This is a genomic window from Streptomyces achromogenes (genome assembly GCF_030816715.1).
In the GTDB taxonomy this organism is placed as follows: Bacteria; Actinomycetota; Actinomycetes; order Streptomycetales; family Streptomycetaceae; genus Streptomyces; species Streptomyces achromogenes_A.
In genome coordinates this window covers 5,305,083-5,326,264 of sequence record NZ_JAUSYH010000001.1, presented here as the reverse complement: position 1 = coordinate 5,326,264, position 21,182 = coordinate 5,305,083, and the positions used below count along the sequence as shown (strand labels likewise).

At 72.8% G+C, this 21,182-nt stretch carries 13 protein-coding genes; 3 read left to right on the top strand and 10 right to left on the bottom strand.

Going from position 1 to position 21,182, the window contains the following annotated elements; genetic code table 11:
* Positions 1-43: 43 nt before the first annotated feature.
* From QF032_RS24085 to QF032_RS24065, 5 genes are all read right to left on the bottom strand, one after another.
* Positions 44-1,717 carry a serine/threonine-protein kinase gene (locus QF032_RS24085; protein ID WP_307057448.1) on the bottom strand — a complete coding sequence of 558 codons (1,674 nt, stop codon included), beginning with the start codon at positions 1,715-1,717 and terminating at the stop codon, positions 44-46.
* 116 nt (positions 1,718-1,833) lie between these two features.
* The gene (locus QF032_RS24080) at positions 1,834-3,432 is read right to left on the bottom strand and encodes a serine/threonine-protein kinase (RefSeq protein WP_307045336.1); all 1,599 of its coding nucleotides are present in this window, start codon (positions 3,430-3,432) and stop codon (positions 1,834-1,836) included.
* A gap of 74 nt (positions 3,433-3,506) precedes the next feature.
* Positions 3,507-5,285 carry a serine/threonine-protein kinase gene (locus QF032_RS24075; RefSeq protein ID WP_307057446.1) on the bottom strand — a complete coding sequence of 593 codons (1,779 nt, stop codon included), beginning with the start codon at positions 5,283-5,285 and terminating at the stop codon, positions 3,507-3,509.
* A gap of 145 nt (positions 5,286-5,430) precedes the next feature.
* A complete protein-coding gene (locus tag QF032_RS24070) occupies positions 5,431-8,034 on the bottom strand; it encodes a protein kinase (protein WP_307057444.1) in 2,604 nt (867 codons plus the stop codon).
* Between the two features lie 177 nt (positions 8,035-8,211).
* A complete protein-coding gene (locus tag QF032_RS24065) occupies positions 8,212-10,413 on the bottom strand; it encodes a serine/threonine-protein kinase (protein WP_307060352.1) in 2,202 nt (733 codons plus the stop codon).
* A 270-nt stretch (positions 10,414-10,683) separates the two neighbouring features.
* Here QF032_RS24065 and QF032_RS24060 point away from each other — a divergent pair, with 270 nt between their 5' ends.
* Positions 10,684-11,727 (top strand): serine hydrolase domain-containing protein, encoded by a 1,044-nt coding sequence (locus QF032_RS24060; RefSeq protein WP_307060351.1) that lies wholly within the window; start codon positions 10,684-10,686, stop codon positions 11,725-11,727.
* Between the two features lie 464 nt (positions 11,728-12,191).
* Here the strand turns inward: QF032_RS24060 and QF032_RS24055 are convergent, their stop codons facing one another.
* Complete coding sequence (locus QF032_RS24055) at positions 12,192-13,898, bottom strand: glycerol-3-phosphate dehydrogenase/oxidase (protein ID WP_307057443.1); 1,707 nt, start codon at positions 13,896-13,898, stop codon at positions 12,192-12,194.
* A 332-nt stretch (positions 13,899-14,230) separates the two neighbouring features.
* On the opposite strand from QF032_RS24055, the gene QF032_RS24050 reads away from it, so the two are divergent.
* Complete coding sequence (locus QF032_RS24050; RefSeq protein ID WP_307057441.1) at positions 14,231-15,439, top strand: nucleotide sugar dehydrogenase; 1,209 nt, start codon at positions 14,231-14,233, stop codon at positions 15,437-15,439.
* 185 nt (positions 15,440-15,624) lie between these two features.
* Here the strand turns inward: QF032_RS24050 and QF032_RS24045 are convergent, their stop codons facing one another.
* From QF032_RS24045 to QF032_RS24030, 4 genes are all read right to left on the bottom strand, one after another.
* A complete protein-coding gene (locus tag QF032_RS24045; RefSeq protein WP_107442347.1) occupies positions 15,625-16,749 on the bottom strand; it encodes a GuaB3 family IMP dehydrogenase-related protein in 1,125 nt (374 codons plus the stop codon).
* Between the two features lie 138 nt (positions 16,750-16,887).
* A complete protein-coding gene (guaB, locus tag QF032_RS24040) occupies positions 16,888-18,390 on the bottom strand; it encodes an IMP dehydrogenase (protein ID WP_307045331.1) in 1,503 nt (500 codons plus the stop codon).
* A 196-nt stretch (positions 18,391-18,586) separates the two neighbouring features.
* Positions 18,587-19,174, bottom strand: a complete 588-nt coding sequence (locus QF032_RS24035; RefSeq protein ID WP_306949727.1) for a sigma-70 family RNA polymerase sigma factor — start codon at positions 19,172-19,174, stop codon at positions 18,587-18,589.
* Between the two features lie 578 nt (positions 19,175-19,752).
* A complete protein-coding gene (locus QF032_RS24030) occupies positions 19,753-20,364 on the bottom strand; it encodes a response regulator transcription factor (RefSeq protein WP_003948568.1) in 612 nt (203 codons plus the stop codon).
* Positions 20,365-20,744: 380 nt separating this feature from the next.
* On the opposite strand from QF032_RS24030, the gene QF032_RS24025 reads away from it, so the two are divergent.
* Positions 20,745-21,074, top strand: coding sequence for a WhiB family transcriptional regulator (locus tag QF032_RS24025; RefSeq protein WP_057584636.1), 330 nt, complete (start codon positions 20,745-20,747; stop codon positions 21,072-21,074).
* The last annotated feature ends 108 nt before the right edge of the window (positions 21,075-21,182 follow it).

Sequence of the window (21,182 nt, the reverse complement as noted above, 5' to 3'; positions counted from 1 at the left end):
GCACCGGTCCCGGGGTGATCCCAGGGCGGTCCTGGGGCGGTCGCTAGAGCCGGTCGATCTCCAGGTTGGCGATCGCCGTACGGGCCACCTCGCGGCCGCGGGCGGTGAAGTCGCCCTTGCCCGGATAGCCGACCATGAGCTTGTACATGTCGCCGGCGGTGGACTTGTAGTACAGGATCCGCAGCTCGCGCGGGACCGGTCTCAGGCTGTCGTCCGTGGTGTAGACGACGGTGTTCCCGGCGGCCTTGCGGCCGTGGAAGGTCGGGTTGTCGTCCGTGCGGGTTCTGGGCCCCTTCGGCATGTCCAGTTCGTAGCTGCCGGACTGCTTGAAGTCCCCGATGTCGGCGTACATCTCGGCCGCCGCGGAGTCCTTGATCTGATGGCCCCTGTCCTCCGCCCCGCGCTTCACCCGCAGGACGACCGAGATCGCGCCGCTGGGGTCGGTGTAGCCGACCCAGTGCTCGTCGGCGGGGGCGGTCTTCTCGGGTTCGCTGCGCACGTAGGTGTCGGGCACGGCCAGCGTCGCGGTGACGTCCTTCTCGGGCTTCGTCGTCCAGCCGTCCGGCAGCGGTCCCGCGAACGGATCGGCGAACACCAGGTACGCCGCTGCCGCCGCCGTGACGACCGCGGCGCCGATCCCGGTCCAGGCCGCGCGGCCGGGCCGGCGCCGGACGCGCGGCGGTTCGGGGTCCGGGACTGCCCGCGCGGGCTGCGGCGCGGGCGGGTTCGCGGCGGCCTCCAGCAGCGCCCGCACCCGCCCGGCCGTCGGACGGTGCGCCGGGTCCTTCCGCAGCAGGCCGTCGACCGCCTCGGCGAGCGGCCCCTGCGCGGCGGCGGGCGGTGCGGGCGCCGCGTTGAGGACGGACTGCAGGGTGGCCGGGGTGTTGCTGCGGCGGAACGGCGACACGCCCTCGGTCGCCGCGTACAGCACCACGCCCAGGGACCACAGGTCGGCGGCGGGCCCGGGACGCCGCCCCAGCACCCGCTCGGGCGCGATGTACTCGGGCGAGCCGACGAAGCCGCCGGTGTCGGTCAGGTTGGTCTCGCCCTCGATCCGGGCGATGCCGAAGTCGGTGAGGACGACCCTGTCGTGCCGGCCGAGCAGGATGTTGTCCGGTTTGACGTCCCGGTGCAGGATGCCCGCCGCGTGCGCGGCCTCCAGCGCGCCGAGCACCTCCAGGCCGACCCGGGCCGCCTCGCGCGTTCCGAGCGTGCCTTCTTCCAGGGCGTCGCCGAGCGAACGTCCGTGGACCAGCTCCATCACGATCCACGGCCGGCCGTCGACGACGGCGACGTCGTGGACGTTGACCACGGCCGGATGGTCGAGCCGCGCTGCGGCCCGTGCCTCGCGCCTCATCCGCTCGAACGCCTTGGCCCGTTCGCGTTCGGGAAGGTGGTCCGGCACACGGGGTTCCTTGACGGCGACCTCGCGGTCCACGGTCTCGTCCTTGGCGCGCCACACGGTGCCCATGCCGCCGTGCCCGAGCTTGGCGAGCAGCCGATAGCGTCCCGCGACGAGCCGCCCCACTCCGGGATCCTGCGCCGACCCGGACGCCGGCCCGGCCACTGACCCGTCCACCGTCCCGGCCTCCGGCGGCTGCGCCGGCACGCCGCCCGAAGCCGGGTTCGGGTCTACCTGCGGGTGCGGGTTCGGCGGTTGCAGAACAAAACTCGTCGTGTCGTCGGGCCCTGGCCCGACTCCCCCGTAGTGACTCATGGGCTCATCCCATCGCGCCACCTCGGCCGATTTCCACCGGTCCGGCCCACCGGTCACAGACCCGTGACGCGTACCGCTCCTTATGCCCCTTTTACGCGGACACTCCGCGCGGGCGCTCACCCGACGACGAAGGTGTCGACCGCGACGTCGAAGTACTCCCGCGCCTCCCGCACCTTCCCGAGCGGCGCCGAGACCCACACGTCGTACAGCCGCCCGCCCTCCTCCCAGCACAGGTCGTAGGTGTGCCGGGGGCCTTCCGCCGCGCTGAAGCCGTTCCAGGTGAACTGCCAGAGGGCGGCGGGCCGTCCGCCCTGGCTGGTCTCGGTGACCCGGCCGTCGTGGTAGCCCGGGTTGGTGTCCGCCCCCTGGGCGGCGGCCCGCTCCATGACGGCGAGCGGGCCGTCCGGCGACGCGCCGGAGACCTTGACGCCGAGCCGGAAGACCTGACCCGGCGACATGTAGAACACCCGCTCGCCCTGCGGCACACGCGTGAAGTCCTCCGGCACGGCGAGCGCGAACCCGGCGGGGTCCTCGGCCACCCGGTAGCCGGAGGGCGCGGACGGCGTACGGGTCGGGGTGAGCGAGGCGGCGGGCGACGGAGCGGAGGACACCGGCGCGCTCGGGGACCCGCTCGCCGGGCGCCCCGACCCGCTCACGGAGACCGCCGGCGCCGAACTCGCGGGCGCGCGCCCTCCGTCGCCCTCCCCCTTCATCAGCAGCGCTGCCGCCGACACGCCCGCGCCCGCCATCGCGGCGACCAGCAGTGCGGCCACCAGCACACTGCGCGTGGAGCGTTCCCGGGCGGCCTGCTCCGGCTGCGGCCGGGGCAGGTCGGCCTGCGTCGGCGTGTAGTCGGACGACACCGGCGTCGGCGTGCACCCGGTGTCGAGGTAGGCGCGCAGCAGCCGCTCCGCCTCTTCCCCGCCCAGCCGCCGGTCCGGATCGCGCTCCAGCAGACCCCGGACGACCGGCAGCAGCGGCCCCGCCTGCGGGGGCGTACGGATCTCGGCGAACACCACCGCGTGCAGGATGCCGCCCAACGAGTCCCGCCGGAAGGGCGATTCGCCGCTCAGCGCCGTGCACAGCAGCGCGCCCAGCGACCACAGGTCGGACTCCGCGCCGGTGCGCGCCCCGGACATCCGCTCCGGCGCGGTGTACTCGGGCGAGCCGACGAACGAACCGGTCTGGGTGAGCGTGGTGGCGCCCGAGACCTGGGCGATGCCGAAGTCGGTGAGGACGACCCGGTCGCCGTCGCGTTCCAGCAGGACGTTCGCGGGTTTGATGTCCCGGTGCAGAACCCCGGCCGCGTGCGCCGCGCGCAGGGCGCCGAGCAGGGCGATGCCGATCCTGGCCGCCTCGCCCGGTGCGAGCGGGCCGTGCTCGGCGATCCGGTCGGCGAGCGAGCCGCCGTCCAGCAACTCCATCACGATGTACGGGCGTTCGTCCTCCACGACGACGTCGTGCACGACGATGACGTGCGGGTGGCGCAACTGGGCGACCGCGCGTGCCTCACGCAGCGTCCGGTCGCGCCGTTCGCGTGCCTCCTCGTCGGAGAGCGTGTCGTCCTGGGTCAGCTCCTTGACCGCGACACGCCGTCCCAGCAGCTCGTCCGTGGCCCGCCACACGACACCCATGCCGCCGCGCCCGAGTCTCGCCTCCAGCCGGTAACGGCCCGCGATGACCCGTGCGGTGCTCCCGTCCCCCTCGGTCCCCATGGGCACATCATGCCCCACCGGACGGGCCGCCTCCGGGGCGCCGTCCGGCCAACTGCGGGACCGTGCGGCCGGTACTACGCCGTGGGCTCGCGCCAGCTCCGCAGTACGGATGGGAACTGCCTGGCCGTGGTGGCCCAGTCCTCGGCGGGCGAGGACATGTAGATCACGTACTCGGCGCCGTTGCGGGCCACGTACGTCTCCTCGATCGCGCGGCGCGGCCCGGGGAACGCGGTGTCCTTGGCCTGCGCGGTCCAGGTGTACTCCCACTCGGAGGCGGCCCGGTCGCGGTAGAGGTTCTTCTCGAGGGTGACCCGGGTGTAGTGGACCAGCCTCGTGAGCTGCTGTTCGAGGTCGATCTGGTGCGCGTACGGGTCGCTGAAGTCGGGGGACTTGTCGAGGGCGATGCGGACGAAGTGCTTGCCGCCGTCGGGTGAGTAGTCGACCTGCTGGAGGTCGCCGTCGTCCTGGTACACCTTGCGCTCCCAGCCCTTGGGGAGCGAGAGCCCGAAGCCCAGCGGGTCGTCGACGGGCTGCCAGGAGTCGGGCACGGCGCCCTCCTCCTTGGAGGTGGCGGTGCTCGTCGGGCTCGGCGAGTCGGACGGCGCCCCGGAGTCGACGGTCGGCGGCTGCCCCGGGTCCCATTTCTGCAGCACCACGGCCGTCCCCCCGCCGACCAGCGCGGCGACGGCCACCACCAGCGCGAGCGAGCGCAGCCGACGACGGCGCCGTGGCGGCTCCGCCGCCGGCCCGGCCGGCGCGCCCTGGCCGATGTGCGTCGGCCCCTGGCCGGTGTGGGACGGGCCCTGGCCGATGTGGGACGGGCCTTGGCCGGTGTGCGTGGGTCCCTGGCCGCTATGTGCCGGGCCCATGAGGGTGGGGCCGGTCACGGGATGGCCCGGTGTCGCCTCCGGCCCGGCGGGAACGTACGAGGTGGCGGGTGTCGGGTGGGACCCCGAGCGGGATGCCGTGCGGTGACCCCCGGTGCCCGGGTCGGGCCCGCCGTACTGCGGGGGCACGTATGCCTGGGCCCCGTGCGAGAACCGTCCCTCGGCCGCCTCGGCGAGAAGCTGCTCGGCCTCGGCGGTGCCGGGGCGGGCGGCCGGGTCCTTGCGCAGCAGGGCGCTGATGACGGGGCCCAGCGGGCCGGCGTGGCGCGGGTCGGCGGCCTCTTCCTCGACCACGGCCTGCAGGGTGGTCAGCGGCGAGGTGCGCCGGAAGGGCGAGCGTCCCTCGACCGCCGTGTACAGCGTCGCGCCCAGCGCCCACAGGTCGGAGGACGGGCCGGGATCATGGCCGCGCACCCGCTCGGGGGCCAGGTAGTCGACGGAGCCGACGACCTCGCCGGTGCGTGTGATGGTGGTGTCGCCGTCGATCTGGGCGATGCCGAAGTCGGTGAGGAGGACCCGCCCGTCGTGCGAGAGGAGCACGTTGCCGGGCTTGACGTCGCGGTGCAGTACACCGGCGGAGTGCGCGGCGCGCAACGCGCGCAGCACCCACAGGCCGATCCGGGCGGCCTCGGCGGCCTCGACGCGGCCGTCCTCCTTGACGGCGTCGGCCAGCGAACGGCCCTCGACCAGCTCCATCACGATCCACGGCCGGCCGTCGTGTTCGAGCACGTCATGGACGGTGACCACGGCGGAGTGGTTGATCCGCGCGGCCGCCCGGGCCTCCGCCCTGGTCCGCGCCAGCAGCACGGCCTGGTCGCTCTCCGCGACGTAGAGCGCGGCGGTCAGCTCCTTGATGGCGACAGCCCGGTGCAGCAGCTCGTCGTGGGCACGCCAGACTCGGCCCATGCCGCCGCTCCCGATGGCGTCGGCGAGCCGGTAGCGGCCGGACAGGAGCTGGCCCTGCATCTGATTCACGTTGCCCCGCAATGCTCTTGACAGGGTCAGCGTAAAGACCTTGCCGTCTCCACGGAACCGCAGGGGTGCCAAGGAGACAGCACTGTGACGGTTGTCGCTTCCCCGCAGGCTCGGGAACCGGCCGGACCGGCGGCGCTCAGCCGGTGTACTGGTAGGTGGCCGCCGCCTGTTCGTACAGCCGCGTGACCTCGTCCCGTTCCGCCTCCGGCCCTCTGACCTGGACGATGTGGTACCTCCCGGCCATCAGGATCGCGAGGTTGCGGACATACAGCTTGCGACCGTCGCCGTCGGTCCAGGTGAACTGGCCCTCGGCCATGGTCCGCGTGCCCACGGTCGTCGTGCGCAGCCCGGAGGCCGTCGCCCAACTGGAGGCGCGGTACGGCTGGAGCTCGCTCTCCTTCTCCCGCTGGTAGACCATCGGGTCGCTGCCGTTCCCGGACGTGCCGTCCCGCCCCGGCACGATGATCAGCTCGAAGTCGCCGTGCGTGTAGACGATCTGGCCTCGGCCGTTCTTCGGCGTGCGGTTCCAGCCGTTCGCCACGGCGATCTGGAAGCCCGCCTCGTCCTTGCGGAGGGTGAAGCCGGCGGCGACGCCCGCGCCGGACCCGCCGGTCTGAGTGGCCTGCGCCGACGAGGACGACGGGGACCCGGAGACGCCGTCGGCGGGCGCGGTCTGGTCGGGCCGGGGTTCGCTGCTGGCGGTGGGCTCCTGGCCGGCCGGCGTCCCGGTGGCCCCGGGCCGCCGTCCGCCGTCCGTGCCGGCGGCGTCGTCCTCGCCCGCCTTCGGCATGAACACCATGGCGTAGGCGATCGCCGCGGCCAGCACCAGCAGGACCAGCACGACCAGGGTGCGGCCCAGACTGCGCGGCGAACGGCCCGGTTCGGGACGGCCCCGCTTGTGCCGTGCGTGCGACGCGGGCAGCCCGGCGCGCCGTCGGCGCACCAGCTCGCCCTTGCGGCGGACGATCGGCAGCCGGCGCGGATCGGCCGGCGGGGCGACGACGACGTGCGTGCCCGCCTCGGGCTCCGGCGCGGACCGCACCAGCGAGCGCAGCCAGCCGCGCAGCTCCTCGAAGTCGGGGCGGTCGGTGGGGTCCTGGCGCAGCAGCGACTCGACGACCGGTCGCAGCGGTCCGCACTCCTCGGCGAAGGCGGGCGGCTCGGCGCACACCATCTGCACCAGCTCGGCCGTCGACTCCTCCGGGTAGGGCGCGTGGCCCTGGACGGCCCTGAACAGCAGCGCACCGAGCGCCCACAGATCGGTCGCGGGGCCGATCGGCGCGGCCAGCTGCCAGTTCTCGTGCACCGGTCCGGCCTGTTCGGGCGCCCACCGCTCGGTGACCGGCCCGACGACGGCCATGCGCGCCTGCCGGGCCCGCTCGGCCGCCAGCGCGGTGGCGGGGCCGCGCCCGACGCCCGCGCCGGACGCCGCGGCCGGCTGCCCGTCCCAGCGGGCTCCGGTCCGTGTCTCGCCTGCCGGGCCCCCCTGCGTGGTCTGCGGACCCTGTCCGGCGGGAGGCGCGAGCGAAGCGTGCGCCGACGGAGGAGCGCCGTACCGCGCGGGACCGGTTACGGGCGCGCCCTGGACGCCGTAGGGGTCGGCGATCTGTCCGGGAGGGTTGGCGCCCAGGGCTTCGGGATCGCCGTCGGCCGGGGTGCGGGCGCCGGGCAGCGCCGCGCGGCCGTTCTGCTGCGCCTCCTGGGCCTCCTGCACGCGGGCCGCGGCCCGTGCTCCGGCGCGGTACGCGGCGATCGCCCCGGCCCGCGCGGCACGGACGTCCGCGCCGGTCTCCACGGGGGCCCTGCGCGCCACCGCGCCGGAGGTCCCGCCCGCGCCGGACGGCTCCCCGGCCGGCACCGGCCGTGCACCGGACGCCCGCGCCTCTATGGCGGCCCGCCGGGCGGCCTCGGCGTCCACCGCCCCGGCCCGCGGCGCACCGGCGCCCCTGCCTATGCCCGCGCCGCCGCCTGGTCCGGCGCCCACACCGTGCGGCGGGCGGCCGCCGGACCCCGGACGGCCGCCCGTCCCCGCGGGCCCGACCGCCGCCGCACCGCCGGGGGCCTGATCGCTCGCCCGGTCGGCCCGGTCCGTCCCGCTCGCCGTCGTGTTCTCGGCCGGCACCGGGTCGTATCCGCAGAGCGCCTCCTCCGCCGCGCCGACCGCGAGCCCGGTCAGCATGACCCGTCCGTCGTCGCAGACGAGCACCGTGCGGGAGGTGATGTTCCGGTGCACCCACCCGTGTGCGTGCAGCACCCGCAGCGCCATGAGCACGTCGGAGGCGACCTCGGCCGCCCGGTACGGCGTCAGCGCCTGCTCGGCGAGCAGCGCCGACAGCGGCCGCGCCGCGACGAGTTCGCTCACTATCCACAGCGAGCCGCCCTGGGCGAACACGTCGAAGACCTGGTCGAGCCGCGGATGGTCGGGGATGCCCGCCGCGGCCTGCGCCGCCTCCATCGCGCGCCGTACGACGGGATCGGCGGGCCGGCGTGTCCCGGAGGCCTCGCCGGCGGCACGCGTCCCCGGCCGCCGTGCCCCGCGCTCACGGGCGGTGAAGCCCTCGGGCAGTCCCTCAGCGTCGAGCACCTCCGCCTCGACGACCTCGGGCAGCGGCACCTGGCGGACCAGGACTTCCTGGCCGCTGTAAGTGTCGAAGGCCCGGCTCTCGTGCTCGTACTCGTCCGAAAGCGGCAGCGGCAGGCGGTAGCGGTCGGCGAGTACCCGACCCGCGTAATCGTCCACGTTGCCTCCCCCGGCCGCCCGGTCGGTCAATTCCGTTCGCCTTGCGTGCCGTTGCAGCCGAATCCAGCCGCATTGCTGGATGCGTACGGTCCGCAACCACTCACGATACGTGCCGGAGGCAACCCGCAAAGAGAGGATGCCGGATCTCGCGTTCCGAACCCGGCCGCCCGGCGGCCGCTACTTCTTCGGCATGAAGGTGTCCGTCAGCGTCGCCCAGGTGGTGGCGCGCAGGTCGGTGCCCCAGGCGGCGGCCTTCGCCGTGTACATCAACGCGTACCCGAGACCGTCGTCGACGACGAACCCGCGGTCGACGGTGCGGTAGGCCGTCCCGCCCTCCTTGTAGGTGAACTCCCAGTCGGCCGTGTTCCAGCCGCGGTAGTTCACCTGCGCTATACGGACCTTCTTGTACTGGGAGCGCACCATGTAGCGCTCCTGGTTCTTCCAGTCCGCCACGGGGCTGCCCTTGGGCGTGTTCGTCCAGGCGACGAGCAGCTTCTGCCCGCCCGGCCCGGTGAAACGGTCTCCCGCGGCCACCGTGGTCCGGTACTTCCACCCCGCGGGCAGCCCGATCGTGTACCCCTGCGCGCCCTTGTACGTCGTCACCGCCCCGCCGTCCTCGGTGGCGCCGGCCCCGGCGCCGCCGGCCGCGGTGGTGTTGCTCGGCGTGGAGCCCGACGTCCCGGACTGCGACTGGTCCTTCGAACCCGGCCCGTCCTTACGCGTCGCGTCGCCGGTGTCCTCCTTGGTGTCGGAGCCGGCGCTCGCGCTCCCGGCCGCCGCCGTGGAGGCGCCGCCCTTCGCGCCGGCCGCCGAGTCGCCGCCACCGCCGCCGAGCGTGAGGGCGAGTACCGTGCCGAGCACCGCGAGCGCCACGACCACGGCGATGATCACCAGCGTCCGCTTCGGCACCACGTCGGTCAGCGGAGCCCTCGGCACGGACCGCGGGGGCAGGTCCGGAGGCGTCATGACGGGCCATCCCGACCTCCGCCCGCCGCTCTCGCCGTTCCCCCCGGCAGCACTGCCCGAAGCGGACGCGGCGCCCACGGCGGAACCCGAACCGGAACGCGCCGCCGGCACGGACGCGGACGCCGCTGCCGCCCCGGACCCTGCCCGGCTCGCCGATCCCGCACCTGCCGCCGCACCCGAACCCGCGGCCTGGGCCGAGCGCGTCGCGGAGTTGCCGGACGCCTGGACAGCGGGCGCGGCGGCCGACGGCGGAGGCGGCACCGTGGGCGTCGCGGCGGGGGAAGCGCCACCGGACTGGTACGACGCCCCGCCCCCCTTCGGCGCCTCGCCCGCGCCCACGGATCCGGAACCACTCGTCCCGTTGGACGACTTGGCGCGGGCCGCGACCGCCGAGGTCGCCGCTCCCGCCGCCACCGCGACCTTCCGCACGGACCGCAGCGCGCCGCGCAGCTTCTCGCCGGGTTCGGCGCCCGCCGAACTCCCCCTGCCGATGGGGCCGTCCGGCGGCACCGGCAGCGGCACGACCTTCGTCGCGTCCGCCGGCTCGGCGTACCGCGGCTCGGGCGCGTGCAGCACCGCGTCGAGCATCGCCCGCGCACCGGCGTCGTCGAGCCGCCGCGCGGGATCCTTGGTGAGCAGGCCGTAGATGACGTCCCGCAGCGGACCCGCGTTCTTCGGCTCCTCCAGCTGTTCCGTCATCACCGCCGTGAGCGTCGCGATGGCGGAGCCCTTGTCGTAGGGGGGCGATCCCTCGACCGACGCGTACAGCAGACCGCCCAGCGACCACAGGTCGGCCGCCGGCCCCGGCTTGTGCCCGCGGGCCCGCTCCGGGGAGATGTAGGAGGGCGCGCCGACGAGCATGCCGGTGGAGGTGATGGACGGATCGCCCTCGACCTGCGCGATGCCGAAGTCCGTGAGCACGACCCGGCCGTCCTCGGCGATCAGCACGTTGGACGGTTTCACGTCCCGGTGCAGGATGCCCTCGCGGTGCGCGGAGCGCAGCACGTCGAGGATGGCCAGCCCGACCTCCGCAGCGCGCTTCGGGTCCAGCACGCCGTCCTCACGGATGACCTCGGCGAGCGACTTGCCCTCGACGAGCTCCATGACGATCCACGGCCGGTCGTCCTCCTCGACCACGTCGAAGACCGTCACCGCGCTGTTGTTGCGGATCCGCGCGATGGCCTTGGCCTCGCGCAACGTCCGCGTGATCAGGCGGCGTTTCTCGTCCTCGTCGATGTTTCCCGGGAACCGCAGCTCCTTGACGGCGACCGTGCGTCCGAGGGTCTCGTCCTCGGCGCGCCACACCGTCCCCATGCCGCCGCGGCCGAGTACGTCTCCCAGCCGGTACCGCCCGGCGAGGAGACGTGCGCTCTTGTCCTGACGGGATGCTCCCACCCGCTCCGCCTCCGACATGCGTCCCCTCATGCAACCCGCCCTGACAGAGCCTCCATTGTCCCTCACCCGACAAGTGCCCGACGCCCAGGGTGCCCCTCACCGCATCCCGACCGCACCCCAGGAGGGGAGTATTCCGGCCAGAAGGTGCAGCACGCTCCGGCCAATGCGCCGCTCGAGCGCCGGTCAGGGGTCGCGGACCAGGTGGGAAGCGTGCGCCCCCACCCTGGATGATGGGTGCGACGAGCAGGTGGAAAAAGAGTCGGGGCCGAGGAGGGAGGGGGACCCATGATGCCGTCGCGTCGGAGCCTTGCCGCCCTCCCGGTGGCCCTGGCGCTCCTCTGCCTGTGCACGACGAGTTCGCAGGCCACCTCCACTGCGCCCACGGATCTGCTGCTCCCGCTGCTGCTCACCCGGGGCGGCGCGCCCGCCGCGGCCCTGCTGACCCGGGAGGAGAGCGGTGCCCGCTACGCCGAGGCGGGCCCGGGCATCTCCCGGTCCGACCGCTTCCGGGCCGGCAGCGTCACGAAGAGCTTCCTCGCGACCGTGGTGCTCCAACTGGCCGAGGAGCACCGGCTCGCACTGTCCGACACCGTGGAATCGCATCTGCCGGGACTGGTGCGCGGGGCCGGCAACGACGGGCGCGCGCTGACCCTTCGTTCCCTGCTCACCCACACCAGTGGCCTGTACGACTACACCCGGGACACCGCAGGCGCCGTACCTCTCGCTCCGCTTCAAGCCGTCCGTACCGCTGTCACCCACTCTCCGGCCGACCTCGGCCGCTTCGCCTACTCCAACACGAACTACGTTCTGCTCGGCCTGGTCGTCGAGCAGGTCACCGGCCGCTCGTACGCCTCGGAGGCCGAGCAGCGGATCATCGCTCCCCTGCGTCTGACGGGCACCTCCTTCCCGGGATCCCGCGTCTCCCTGCCCTCCCCGCACGGCCGCGCCTACGGCCCGGACGGAACCGACGTCACCGAACTCGACCCGCGGGTGGCCGGGGCCGCGGGCGAGCTGGTGTCGACGCTCGCCGATCTGGACCGCTTCTACGCGGCACTGCTCGGCGGCGAACTTCTGCCCCCGCGCCGGCTGCGCGAGATGCTCGACACCCGTACCGCACACGGCTCGTACGGCATGGGCCTGTTCCCCGCGAAGCTCCCGTGCGGCGTCACGGTGTGGGGGCACAACGGCCGGATCCCGGGCAGTTACGTGCGCACCGCAGCCACCGTCGACGGCCGGCGTGTCCTCACCTTCCGGGTGAACACGACGGCGATCGCAGATCCCGACCTCGAACCGGCCCTGCTCGCCGCCGAGTTCTGTCCTCGCAATCCGTAGAACGAGCCGGACCCGAACGGAGATCCCGCATCGCAGCACCCGTTCGAGTGAAACGCGGTCAGGGCCCAGAACACAGGGGCCGACCGCCCCTGTGCCGGTGCGATAGACCGAGAGCCCGGCCCCGCAGCAGGCCCGAGGCCGGCCGGAGCCACCGGGTCCCGCAGCAGGCACGGGCCCGCACCGAACCGCCGGGTCCCGCCACAGGCCCGAGCCCCGCACCGAACCGCCGGGTCCCGAAGGGCACCGGCCCGTTCCCGGCAGGGACCGGAGCCGCCGGGTCCCGGAAGGGCCCGGCCCGCCGTCTCCCGAGACGGCCCGGGCCGCCGTCCTTCCGATCCGGGCGGGCCCGAGAAGTCGTCGATCCGGGCGTCGCCCGAGGAGCCGCCGATCCGGGCGGGCCCGAGAAGTCGTCGATCCGGGCGTCGCCCGAGGAGCCGCCGATCCGGGCGTCGCCCGAGGAGCCGTCAGAGGGGAACGATGTCCGGCGCACCCAGTCGTGCAGCGTCCGCCGTCAGGTCGTCGGGCTGGCGCTGCGACTCCCGCTCGGCCTCCACCCGCTTCTGGTAGTGCTCGACCTCTCGCTCGATGTGGTCCTTGTCCCAGCCGAGGACCGGGGCCATGAGCTCGGCGGCCTCCAGGGCACTGCGGGTACCGCGGTCGAAGGTCTCGATGGAGATGCGCGTGCGGCGCGTCAGCGCATCGTCCAGATGCCGTGCTCCCTCGTGGGAGGCGGCGTACACGATCTCCGCGCGCAGGTAGTCATCGGCGAACTGGAGCGGCTCGCCCAGCGACGGATCGGCGACGACGAGGTCCAGGATCTCTTCCGCCATCGCCCCGAAGCGGTTGAGCAGATGCTCCACCCGCACCACGTGCAGGCCGGTCCGCGCCGCGATCCGCGCCCGCGCGTTCCACAGCGCCCGGTAGCCCTCCGCGCCCAACAGCGACACGTCCTCCGTGACGCACTCGGCGACCCGCTGGTCGAGGCCGCGCACCGCCTCGTCGACCGCGTCCTTGGCCATCACCCGGTACGTCGTGTACTTGCCGCCCGCGACGACCACGAGCCCCGGCACCGGATGGGCGACGGTGTGCTCCCGGGACAGCTTGCTGGTGGCGTCGGACTCGCCCGCCAGCAACGGCCGCAGCCCCGCGTACACGCCCTCCACGTCGTCCCTGGTCAGCGGCACCGCGAGAACCGAGTTCACATGCTCGAGGAGGTAGTCGATGTCGGCGCTCGAGGCGGCCGGGTGGGTCTTGTCGAGGTCCCAGTCGGTGTCGGTGGTGCCGATGATCCAGTGCCGGCCCCAGGGGATGACGAACAGCACCGACTTCTCGGTGCGCAGGATCAGCCCGGAGGAGGAGCTGATGCGGTCCCTCGGCACGACGAGGTGGATGCCCTTGGACGCGCGGACATGGAACTGTCCCCGCTCGCCCACCATCGCCTGGGTGTCGTCGGTCCACACACCCGTGGCATTGACGATCTGCCGGGCGCGGATCTCGTACTCCCCACCCGCCTCGACGTCCTCCACCCGCGCGCCCACGACCCGTTCGCCCTCACGCAGGAATCCGGTGACGCGCGCGCAGTTGGCCGCCTTCGCCCCGTAGGACGCCGCGGTGCGCACCAGCGTCGCGACGAATCGGGCGTCGTCCATCTGGGCGTCGTAGTACTGCAACGCGCCGACCAGGGCGTCCTTCTTCAAGGCGGGTGCCACGCGCAGCGCACGGCGTCGGCTCAGATGACGGTGGGTCGGCAGCCCGCGTCCGTGCCCGCGGGCCATGGACATCGCGTCATAGAGGGCGACGCCCGAGCCCGCGTACAGCCGCTCCCAGCCCTTGTGCTGGAGCGGATACAGGAAGGGCACCGGCTTCACGAGGTGCGGGGCGAGCCGTTCGAGCAGCAGTCCGCGCTCCTTGAGCGCCTCACGCACCAGCGCGAAGTCGAGCATCTCGAGATAGCGCAGTCCGCCGTGGATCAGCTTGCTGGACCTGCTCGACGTGCCCGAGGCCCAGTCGCGCGCTTCGACCAGGCCGGTGGACAGGCCACGTGTCACGGCGTCCAGCGCGACGCCGGCACCGACCACACCGGCTCCCACCACCAGCACGTCCAGTTCACGCTCGGCCATCGCCGCCAGTGACTCGGCTCGTTGCGCCGGCCCCAGTGTCGCTGTCCTCACCGCTGCCTCCCGCTGTCGGTCGTGCCGGCCGCGCTCGTCGGAGCGAGACCCCGTCCGTATCCCCCATGCCCAGATTCTGACCGCGCTGCGCCACTTCAGCCACCACGAGCCCCAGCCTGTGGACAACTCTCACGGAACCTGACCGCCGCCGTCGGGGACACCGGGACGCCGGGGGACATCGGGCAGCGCCGGGGAACACGGCCGGTCAACACAGTCGATCAATCCCGCATAACGGTCATATTTACTCCTAGTCTGACATTGCGCTCGCCCATCCTGTCCACCGGGCTTGCGCACCTGTCCCACCTCGGTTACTGGGAAGGACGGCATACGCCATGCCCGCAGATCTCGCCGTCATCGGACTCGGCCCGCTCGGTCTCCCCCTGGCCCAGGCCGCCGTGGCCGCCGGCATCCCCACCGTCGGCTACCGCACCGGCCCCGAGGCCGGCTCGCTGAGTCCCGCCGAACTGCGCCGGATGCTCTCGGGGGGCTTCCGGACCGCCACCAACCCCGCCGACCTGGGCCGGGTGCGCACCGCCGTCATCTGCGCCCCGACCCCGCGCGACGCCGACGGCCGTCTCGACCTGAGCCAGGTGGAGGCGGCCGCCCGCACCCTCGCCGGGCACCTGCGCCCGCACACCACCGTGATCCTGGAGTCAGCCGTGTACCCCGGGGCCACGGAGGAATTCCTGCTGCCGCTGCTGGAGGAGACATCCGGCCTCCGCGCGGGCCGCGACTTCCACCTCGCCCACTCCCCCAGCCGGGTCGACCCCGGCAGCCGCGCCTTCACCCCGGCCAACACCCCGAAGGTCATCGGGGGCCTCACCCCCGCCTGCACCGAGTCCGCCGCCGCCTTCTACGGCCGGCTCACCGACAAGGTGGTACGCGCGCGTGGCCTGCGGGAAGCCGAGACCGTGCAACTCCTGGAAACCAACTTCCGGCACGTCAACATCGCCCTCGTCAACGAGATGGCCGTCCTCTGCCACGACCTGGGCGTCGACCTGTGGGACGTCGTGCGCTGCGCGGAGACCAAGCCCTTCGGCTTCGAGGCCTTCCGCCCCGGACCCGGCGTCGGCGGCCACTCCGTCCCCCTGGACCACGCCGGCCGGCCGGGCAGCACGCTGCGCATGGTGGAACTCGCCCAACAGGTCAACAACCGCATGCCCCGCTACGTCGTCCAGCGCGCCGCCGCCCTCCTCAACGAGCACGGCAAGTCGGCGCGGGGCGCGCGCGTGCTGCTGCTCGGCGTCACCTACAAGGCCGACCTCGCCGACGAGCAGGGCGCCCCCGCCCGTGAGATCGCGATCCGCCTGATGGAGCTCGGCGCCGCCGTCAGCTACCACGACCCGCACGTCCCGTCCTGGAGCGTCCTGGACCGCCCGGTGCCGCGCGCCGACTCCCTCTACGAGGCCGCCGCCGACGCCGACCTGACGATCCTCCTCCAGCAGCACCGGACGTACGACCTCCAGGGCCTGTCGGTGAAGGCGCAGCTGCTGCTGGACACGCGGGGCGCCACGCCCACGGGGGCGGCGCACCGGTTGTGAGGCCGGCGCGCACACGGCCGCCGCGGGCTCCGCAAAAGGTCCGCCGTGACGGCCGACGGGTGCGCCCCCGTCCCGCGACATCCGCCCCTGCCCGCGCGGGCATGCGAAAGGGGCCGGTCATCTCACCCGGGTGAGATGACCGGCCCCTTTCCGCCGTCCGTGTCCGTGTGGGTGTCCGTGTGGGACTACCGCCGGTGCACCGAGTCCGCCACCGTGACCTCGACGCGCTGGAACTCCTTCAATTCGCTGTAGCCGGTCGTGGCCATGGCGCGGCGCAGGGCGCCGAAGAAGTTCATCGAGCCGTCGGGAGTGTGCGAGGGGCCCGTCAGGACCTCCTCGATCGTGCCGACCGTGCCGAGGTCGACCTTCTTGCCGCGCGGCAGCTCCTCGTTGACGGCCTCCATGCCCCAGTGGTTGCCGCGGCCCGGCGCGTCGGTCGCGCGCGCGAGCGGCGAGCCCATCATCACCGAGTCGGCGCCGCAGGCGATCGCCTTGGGGAGGTCGCCGGACCAGCCGACGCCGCCGTCCGCGATGACGTGCACGTACCGGCCGCCGGACTCGTCCATGTAGTCGCGGCGGGCGGCGGCCACGTCGGCGACCGCGGTCGCCATCGGGACCTGGATGCCCAGCACGTTGCGGGTGGTGTGCGCCGCGCCGCCGCCGAAGCCGACCAGGACGCCCGCCGCGCCCGTGCGCATCAGGTGCAGCGCCGCCGTGTAGGTGGCGCAGCCGCCGACGATCACGGGGACGTCGAGCTCGTAGATGAACTGCTTCAGGTTCAGCGGCTCGTGCGAACCGGAGACGTGCTCCGCCGACACCGTCGTGCCGCGGATGACGAAGATGTCCACGCCCGCGTCGACGACGGCCTTGGAGAACTGGGCCGTGCGCTGCGGGGAGAGCGCGGCGGCGGTGACCACGCCCGAGTCGCGCACCTCCTTGATGCGCTGCCCGATCAGCTCCTCCTTGATGGGAGCCGCGTAGATCTCCTGGAGGCGGCGGGTGGCGGTGTCCGCGTCCAGCTCGACGATCTCGTCGAGCAGCGGCTGCGGGTCCTCGTGCCGGGTCCACAGGCCCTCGAGGTTGAGGACGCCGAGACCGCCCAGCTCACCGATGCGGATGGCCGTGGCCGGGGAGACGACCGAGTCCATGGGGGCGGCCAGGAAGGGCAGTTCGAAGCGGTAGGCGTCGATCTGCCAGGCGATCGAGACCTCCTTCGGGTCCCGCGTACGGCGGCTGGGGACGACGGCGATGTCGTCGAAGGCGTACGCCCGGCGGCCGCGCTTGCCGCGCCCGATCTCGATCTCAGTCACGTGTGTGGCCTTTCCCTGATGCGTTGCAGCGTCTTCCAGTATCGCCGACGGCTACGGCAAGGGCGGCCCCGGATGTCCCGGGACCGCCCTTGTCGCGTCTCACGCGCGCGTGAGCGCCTGCTCGTCGCTCGCGCGCGTCTACTTGTTGCTGTAGTTCGGCGCTTCGACCGTCATCTGGATGTCGTGCGGGTGGCTCTCCTTGAGACCCGCGGAGGTGATCCGGACGAAGCGGCCCTTGGTCTCCATCTCCTCGATGGTGGCGGCGCCCACATAGCCCATGGTCTGGCGCAGACCGCCGACGAGCTGGTGCAGCACGTTGCCGAGCGGTCCGCGGTAGGGCACCTGGCCCTCGATGCCCTCGGGCACGAGCTTGTCGTCGGCCGCGACCTCCGCCTGGAAGTAGCGGTCCTTGGAGTACGACTTGGCCTGGCCGCGGGACTGCATGGCGCCCAGCGAGCCCATGCCGCGGTACGACTTGAACTGCTTGCCGTTGATGAACTGCAGCTCGCCGGGCGACTCCTCGCAGCCGGCGAGGAGGCTGCCCAGCATCACCGTGTCGGCGCCGGCGGCCAGCGCCTTGCCGATGTCGCCGGAGTACTGCAGGCCGCCGTCGCCGATCAGCGGGATGCCCGCCGGACGGGCCGCGAGGGACGCCTCGTAGATGGCCGTGACCTGCGGGACGCCGATGCCGGCGACCACCCGGGTGGTACAGATCGAGCCGGGTCCGACACCGACCTTGATGCCGTCCACGCCCGCGTCGATCAGGGCCTGGGCGCCGTCACGGGTGGCGACGTTGCCGCCGATCACGTCCACACGGACGCTCGACTTGATCTTCGACATCCAGCTGAGGGCGTTGCTGTTGTGCCCGTGGGACGTGTCGACGACCAGGAAGTCCACACCGGCCTCGGCGAGTGCCTGGGCGCGCTCCAGTGCCTCGGGGCTGGCGCCGACGGCCGCGCCGACGAGCAGCCGGCCCTCGCCGTCCTTGGCGGCCCGGGGGTACTTCTCGGCCTTGACGAAGTCCTTGACCGTGATGAGGCCCTTGAGGAGACCCGCCTCGTCGACCAGCGGAAGCTTCTCGATCTTGTGCTTGCGCAGCAGCTCCATCGCCTCGACGCCGGAGATGCCCACCTTGCCGGTGACCAGCGGCATCGGGGTCATGACCTCGCGCACCTGACGCGAGCGGTCGGACTCGAAGGCCATGTCGCGGTTGGTGACGATGCCGAGCAGCTTGCCGCCGCCGTCGGTGACCGGCACACCGCTGATGCGGAACTTGGCGCACAGCGCGTCGGCCTCGGCGAGCGTCGCGTCCGGGTGCACCGTGATCGGGTCGGTGACCATGCCGGACTCGGAACGCTTCACCAGGTCGACCTGGTTGACCTGGTCCTCGATGGACAGGTTGCGGTGCAGCACGCCGACGCCGCCCTGACGGGCCATCGCGATCGCCATGCGCGACTCGGTCACCTTGTCCATCGCCGCCGACAGCAGCGGGATGTTGACACGAACATTGCGAGAGATGCGGGACGAGGTGTCGACCGCGTTGGGGAGCACCTCGGATGCGCCCGGCAGCAGCAGCACGTCGTCGTAGGTGAGCCCGAGGGTCGCGAATTTGGCGGGCACTCCGTCGACGTTTGCAGTCATGACACCTTCCCCAAATGGCCTTGATCGGTGCGGATGTCCATGCTAACGGGAAGCGCACCGCCCGAATTCCACGGATGCGCGTGACTCCGGGCTTCGTATGTTCGTACGGAGAACGCGGCCCGCCCGTTCAGTGGAGGTCCGCCCGTCGGCGAAAGCGCTCTCTCCGGGGCGGCTTCGGCGTGCCCGGCGGAGCGGTCTACTGCTCCGCCAGCGCGCGCAACCGGCTCAGCGCCCGGTGCTGGGCCACCCGGACCGCCCCGGGTGACATTCCCAACATCTGGCCGGTCTCCTCCGCGGTGAGTCCCACCGCGATGCGCAGCAGAAGCAGTTCCCGCTGGTTCTCGGGCAGGTTGGCCATGAGCTTCTTCGCCCATTCGGCGTCGCTGCTGAGCAGGGCGCGCTCCTCGGGACCGAGGGAGTCGTCGGGACGTTCGGGCATCTCGTCGGAGGGGACCGCCGTCGAGCCCGGGTGGCGCATCGCCGCCCGCTGCAGGTCGGCGACCTTGTGCGCGGCGATGGCGAAGACGAAGGCCTCGAAGGGCCGACCGGTGTCCCGGTAGCGGGGCAGGGCGAGGAGGACCGCGACGCAGACCTCCTGGGCGAGGTCCTCCACGAAGTGGCGCGCGTCGCCGGGCAGCCGGGACAGCCGGGTGCGGCAGTAGCGCAGTGCCAGAGGGTGGACGTGGGCCAGCAGGTCGTGCGTGGCCTGCTCGTCGCCGTCGACGGCGCGATGGACGAGTCCCCCGATCGTCCCCACGGCAGCGACCGCCTCGTCATCGCGCATCGGTCCATGGTGCACTGCGGCCGGACCGGCCGCGGCACCGTGCCCGTCGTTGTGCACCGAAGCGTTATGAGCAGGTGCACCGGAAGTCATCCCCTGCGCCCTCCCCTTCCGCTCGACCGACTCGTCCCCGAGGAACTCCACACCTCAAGGATGCGGCATCCGCGGCGAAACGAGCAGCGGGCGTCCGCCGGGACCCCTCGCCGCGCCCGCCTGCGGCACGGCGGGAGGACGTCTCATCCGGCCTCCGGGCCACCCCTGACCAGGGAGGTTCGCTCATGAGCCACTCCCCTCAGTGAAATGACCGATGTCACCCGCGACCGGTCCGGACCGCCGACCGACGGCTGTGAAGCCGAGCGGTGAGCCGTCGGGCCGAAGGCCCTGAAGCCAAGCCGTGCAGCCGGACGACTCGAAGGCCGTGGAGCCGCCGGTCGAAACTGCGAGGCCGGTCCGGTCGAAGGTGCGAGCCGACCGATCCGGGGCCGGGAACCCGCCGACCCGACCACGGCCGTGGAGCCGCCGGTCCGGAGTCGCGAGACCGGCCGCGACCAGGGCCCGGGTCGCGACGGCCGGGGCCTGTCCTAGCGGACCAGGCCCCACCGGAAGCCGAGGGCCACCGCGTGTGCGCGGTCCGACGCGCCGAGCTTCTTGAACAGCCGTCGGGCGTGCGTCTTGACGGTGTCCTCGGAGAGGAACAGCTCACGGCCGATCTCCGCGTTGGAGCGGCCGTGGCTCATGCCTTCGAGGACCTGGATCTCACGCGCGGTGAGCGTGGGCGCCGCACCCATCTCGGCCGAGCGCAGCCGCCGCGGGGCGAGCCGCCAGGTGGGGTCGGCGAGGGCCTGGGTGACGGTCGCCCGCAGTTCCGCGCGCGAGGCGTCCTTGTGCAGATAGCCGCGGGCCCCGGCCGCGACCGCGAGGGCCACGCCGTCGAGGTCCTCCGCGACGGTCAGCATGATGATGCGGGCGCCCGGGTCGGCGGACAGCAGCCGCCGTACGGTCTCGACGCCGCCCAGTCCGGGCATGCGCACGTCCATCAGAATCAGGTCCGAGCGGTCGGCCCCCCAGCGGCGGAGGACTTCCTCGCCGTTGGCCGCCGTCGTCACGCGCTCGACGCCGGGCACGGTCGCGACCGCGCGGCGGAGCGCCTCTCGGGCAAGCGGGGAGTCGTCGCAGACGAGGACGGAAGTCATGGCCGCCCTCCGCAGCTGATGCGCGTCACCTTGTGCCTCCAGGCTGGTACGAAATCGTCACCTGTGCGGTCGACCGTCTCGGACGCCTGCCCGAGCGTTTGTCTTCTCCAACCGCCACCGCACACTCAACGATGGTCACTCGAAAGAGTTACGGGGCTGCGTGCATTCTTCGGCACTCTACGTGAGGGCGCGGACACAGAGCAGTCAGCCGCACGGACCCTCAAGCTTTCATCACAAGCGACGCCCGTTTGGCCCTATTTCTTCCCTTTTACTGGTGTCTGAGGCTAGATTCGCAATGAGTCATATTTTCATCTCCTTAGATCGTAGTTGTACGGTCGTGGGCACGGTATCCGCTCTGAACGGCTACAAGGGGTCACGCAATGGCAGATTTCTCCCGCCTTCCCGGACCGAACGCGGATCTGTGGGACTGGCAGCTCCTCGCTGCCTGCCGCGGAGTGGACAGCTCGCTCTTCTTCCATCCGGAGGGCGAGCGCGGGGCGGCTCGGAGCGCTCGAGAGAACTCGGCCAAGGAGGTCTGCATGAGGTGCCCGGTCCGCGCGCAGTGCGCGGCGCACGCGCTGGCGGTACGCGAGCCGTACGGCGTGTGGGGCGGGTTGACCGAGGACGAGCGCGAGGAGCTCATGGGGCGGGCGCGCAACCGCCTGGTCTCGGCGTCGTCGGGCGCGAGAGACACCGCTTCGAACACATGAAGGAACGTTTCTTCAGAAACGGCGGGCCCATGCGCGTGCCCGCCGTTTCCTTCATCGCCTTCTTTGACCGGCTTCCTTGGGATCGACTTCCTTGGGACCGGCTTCCTT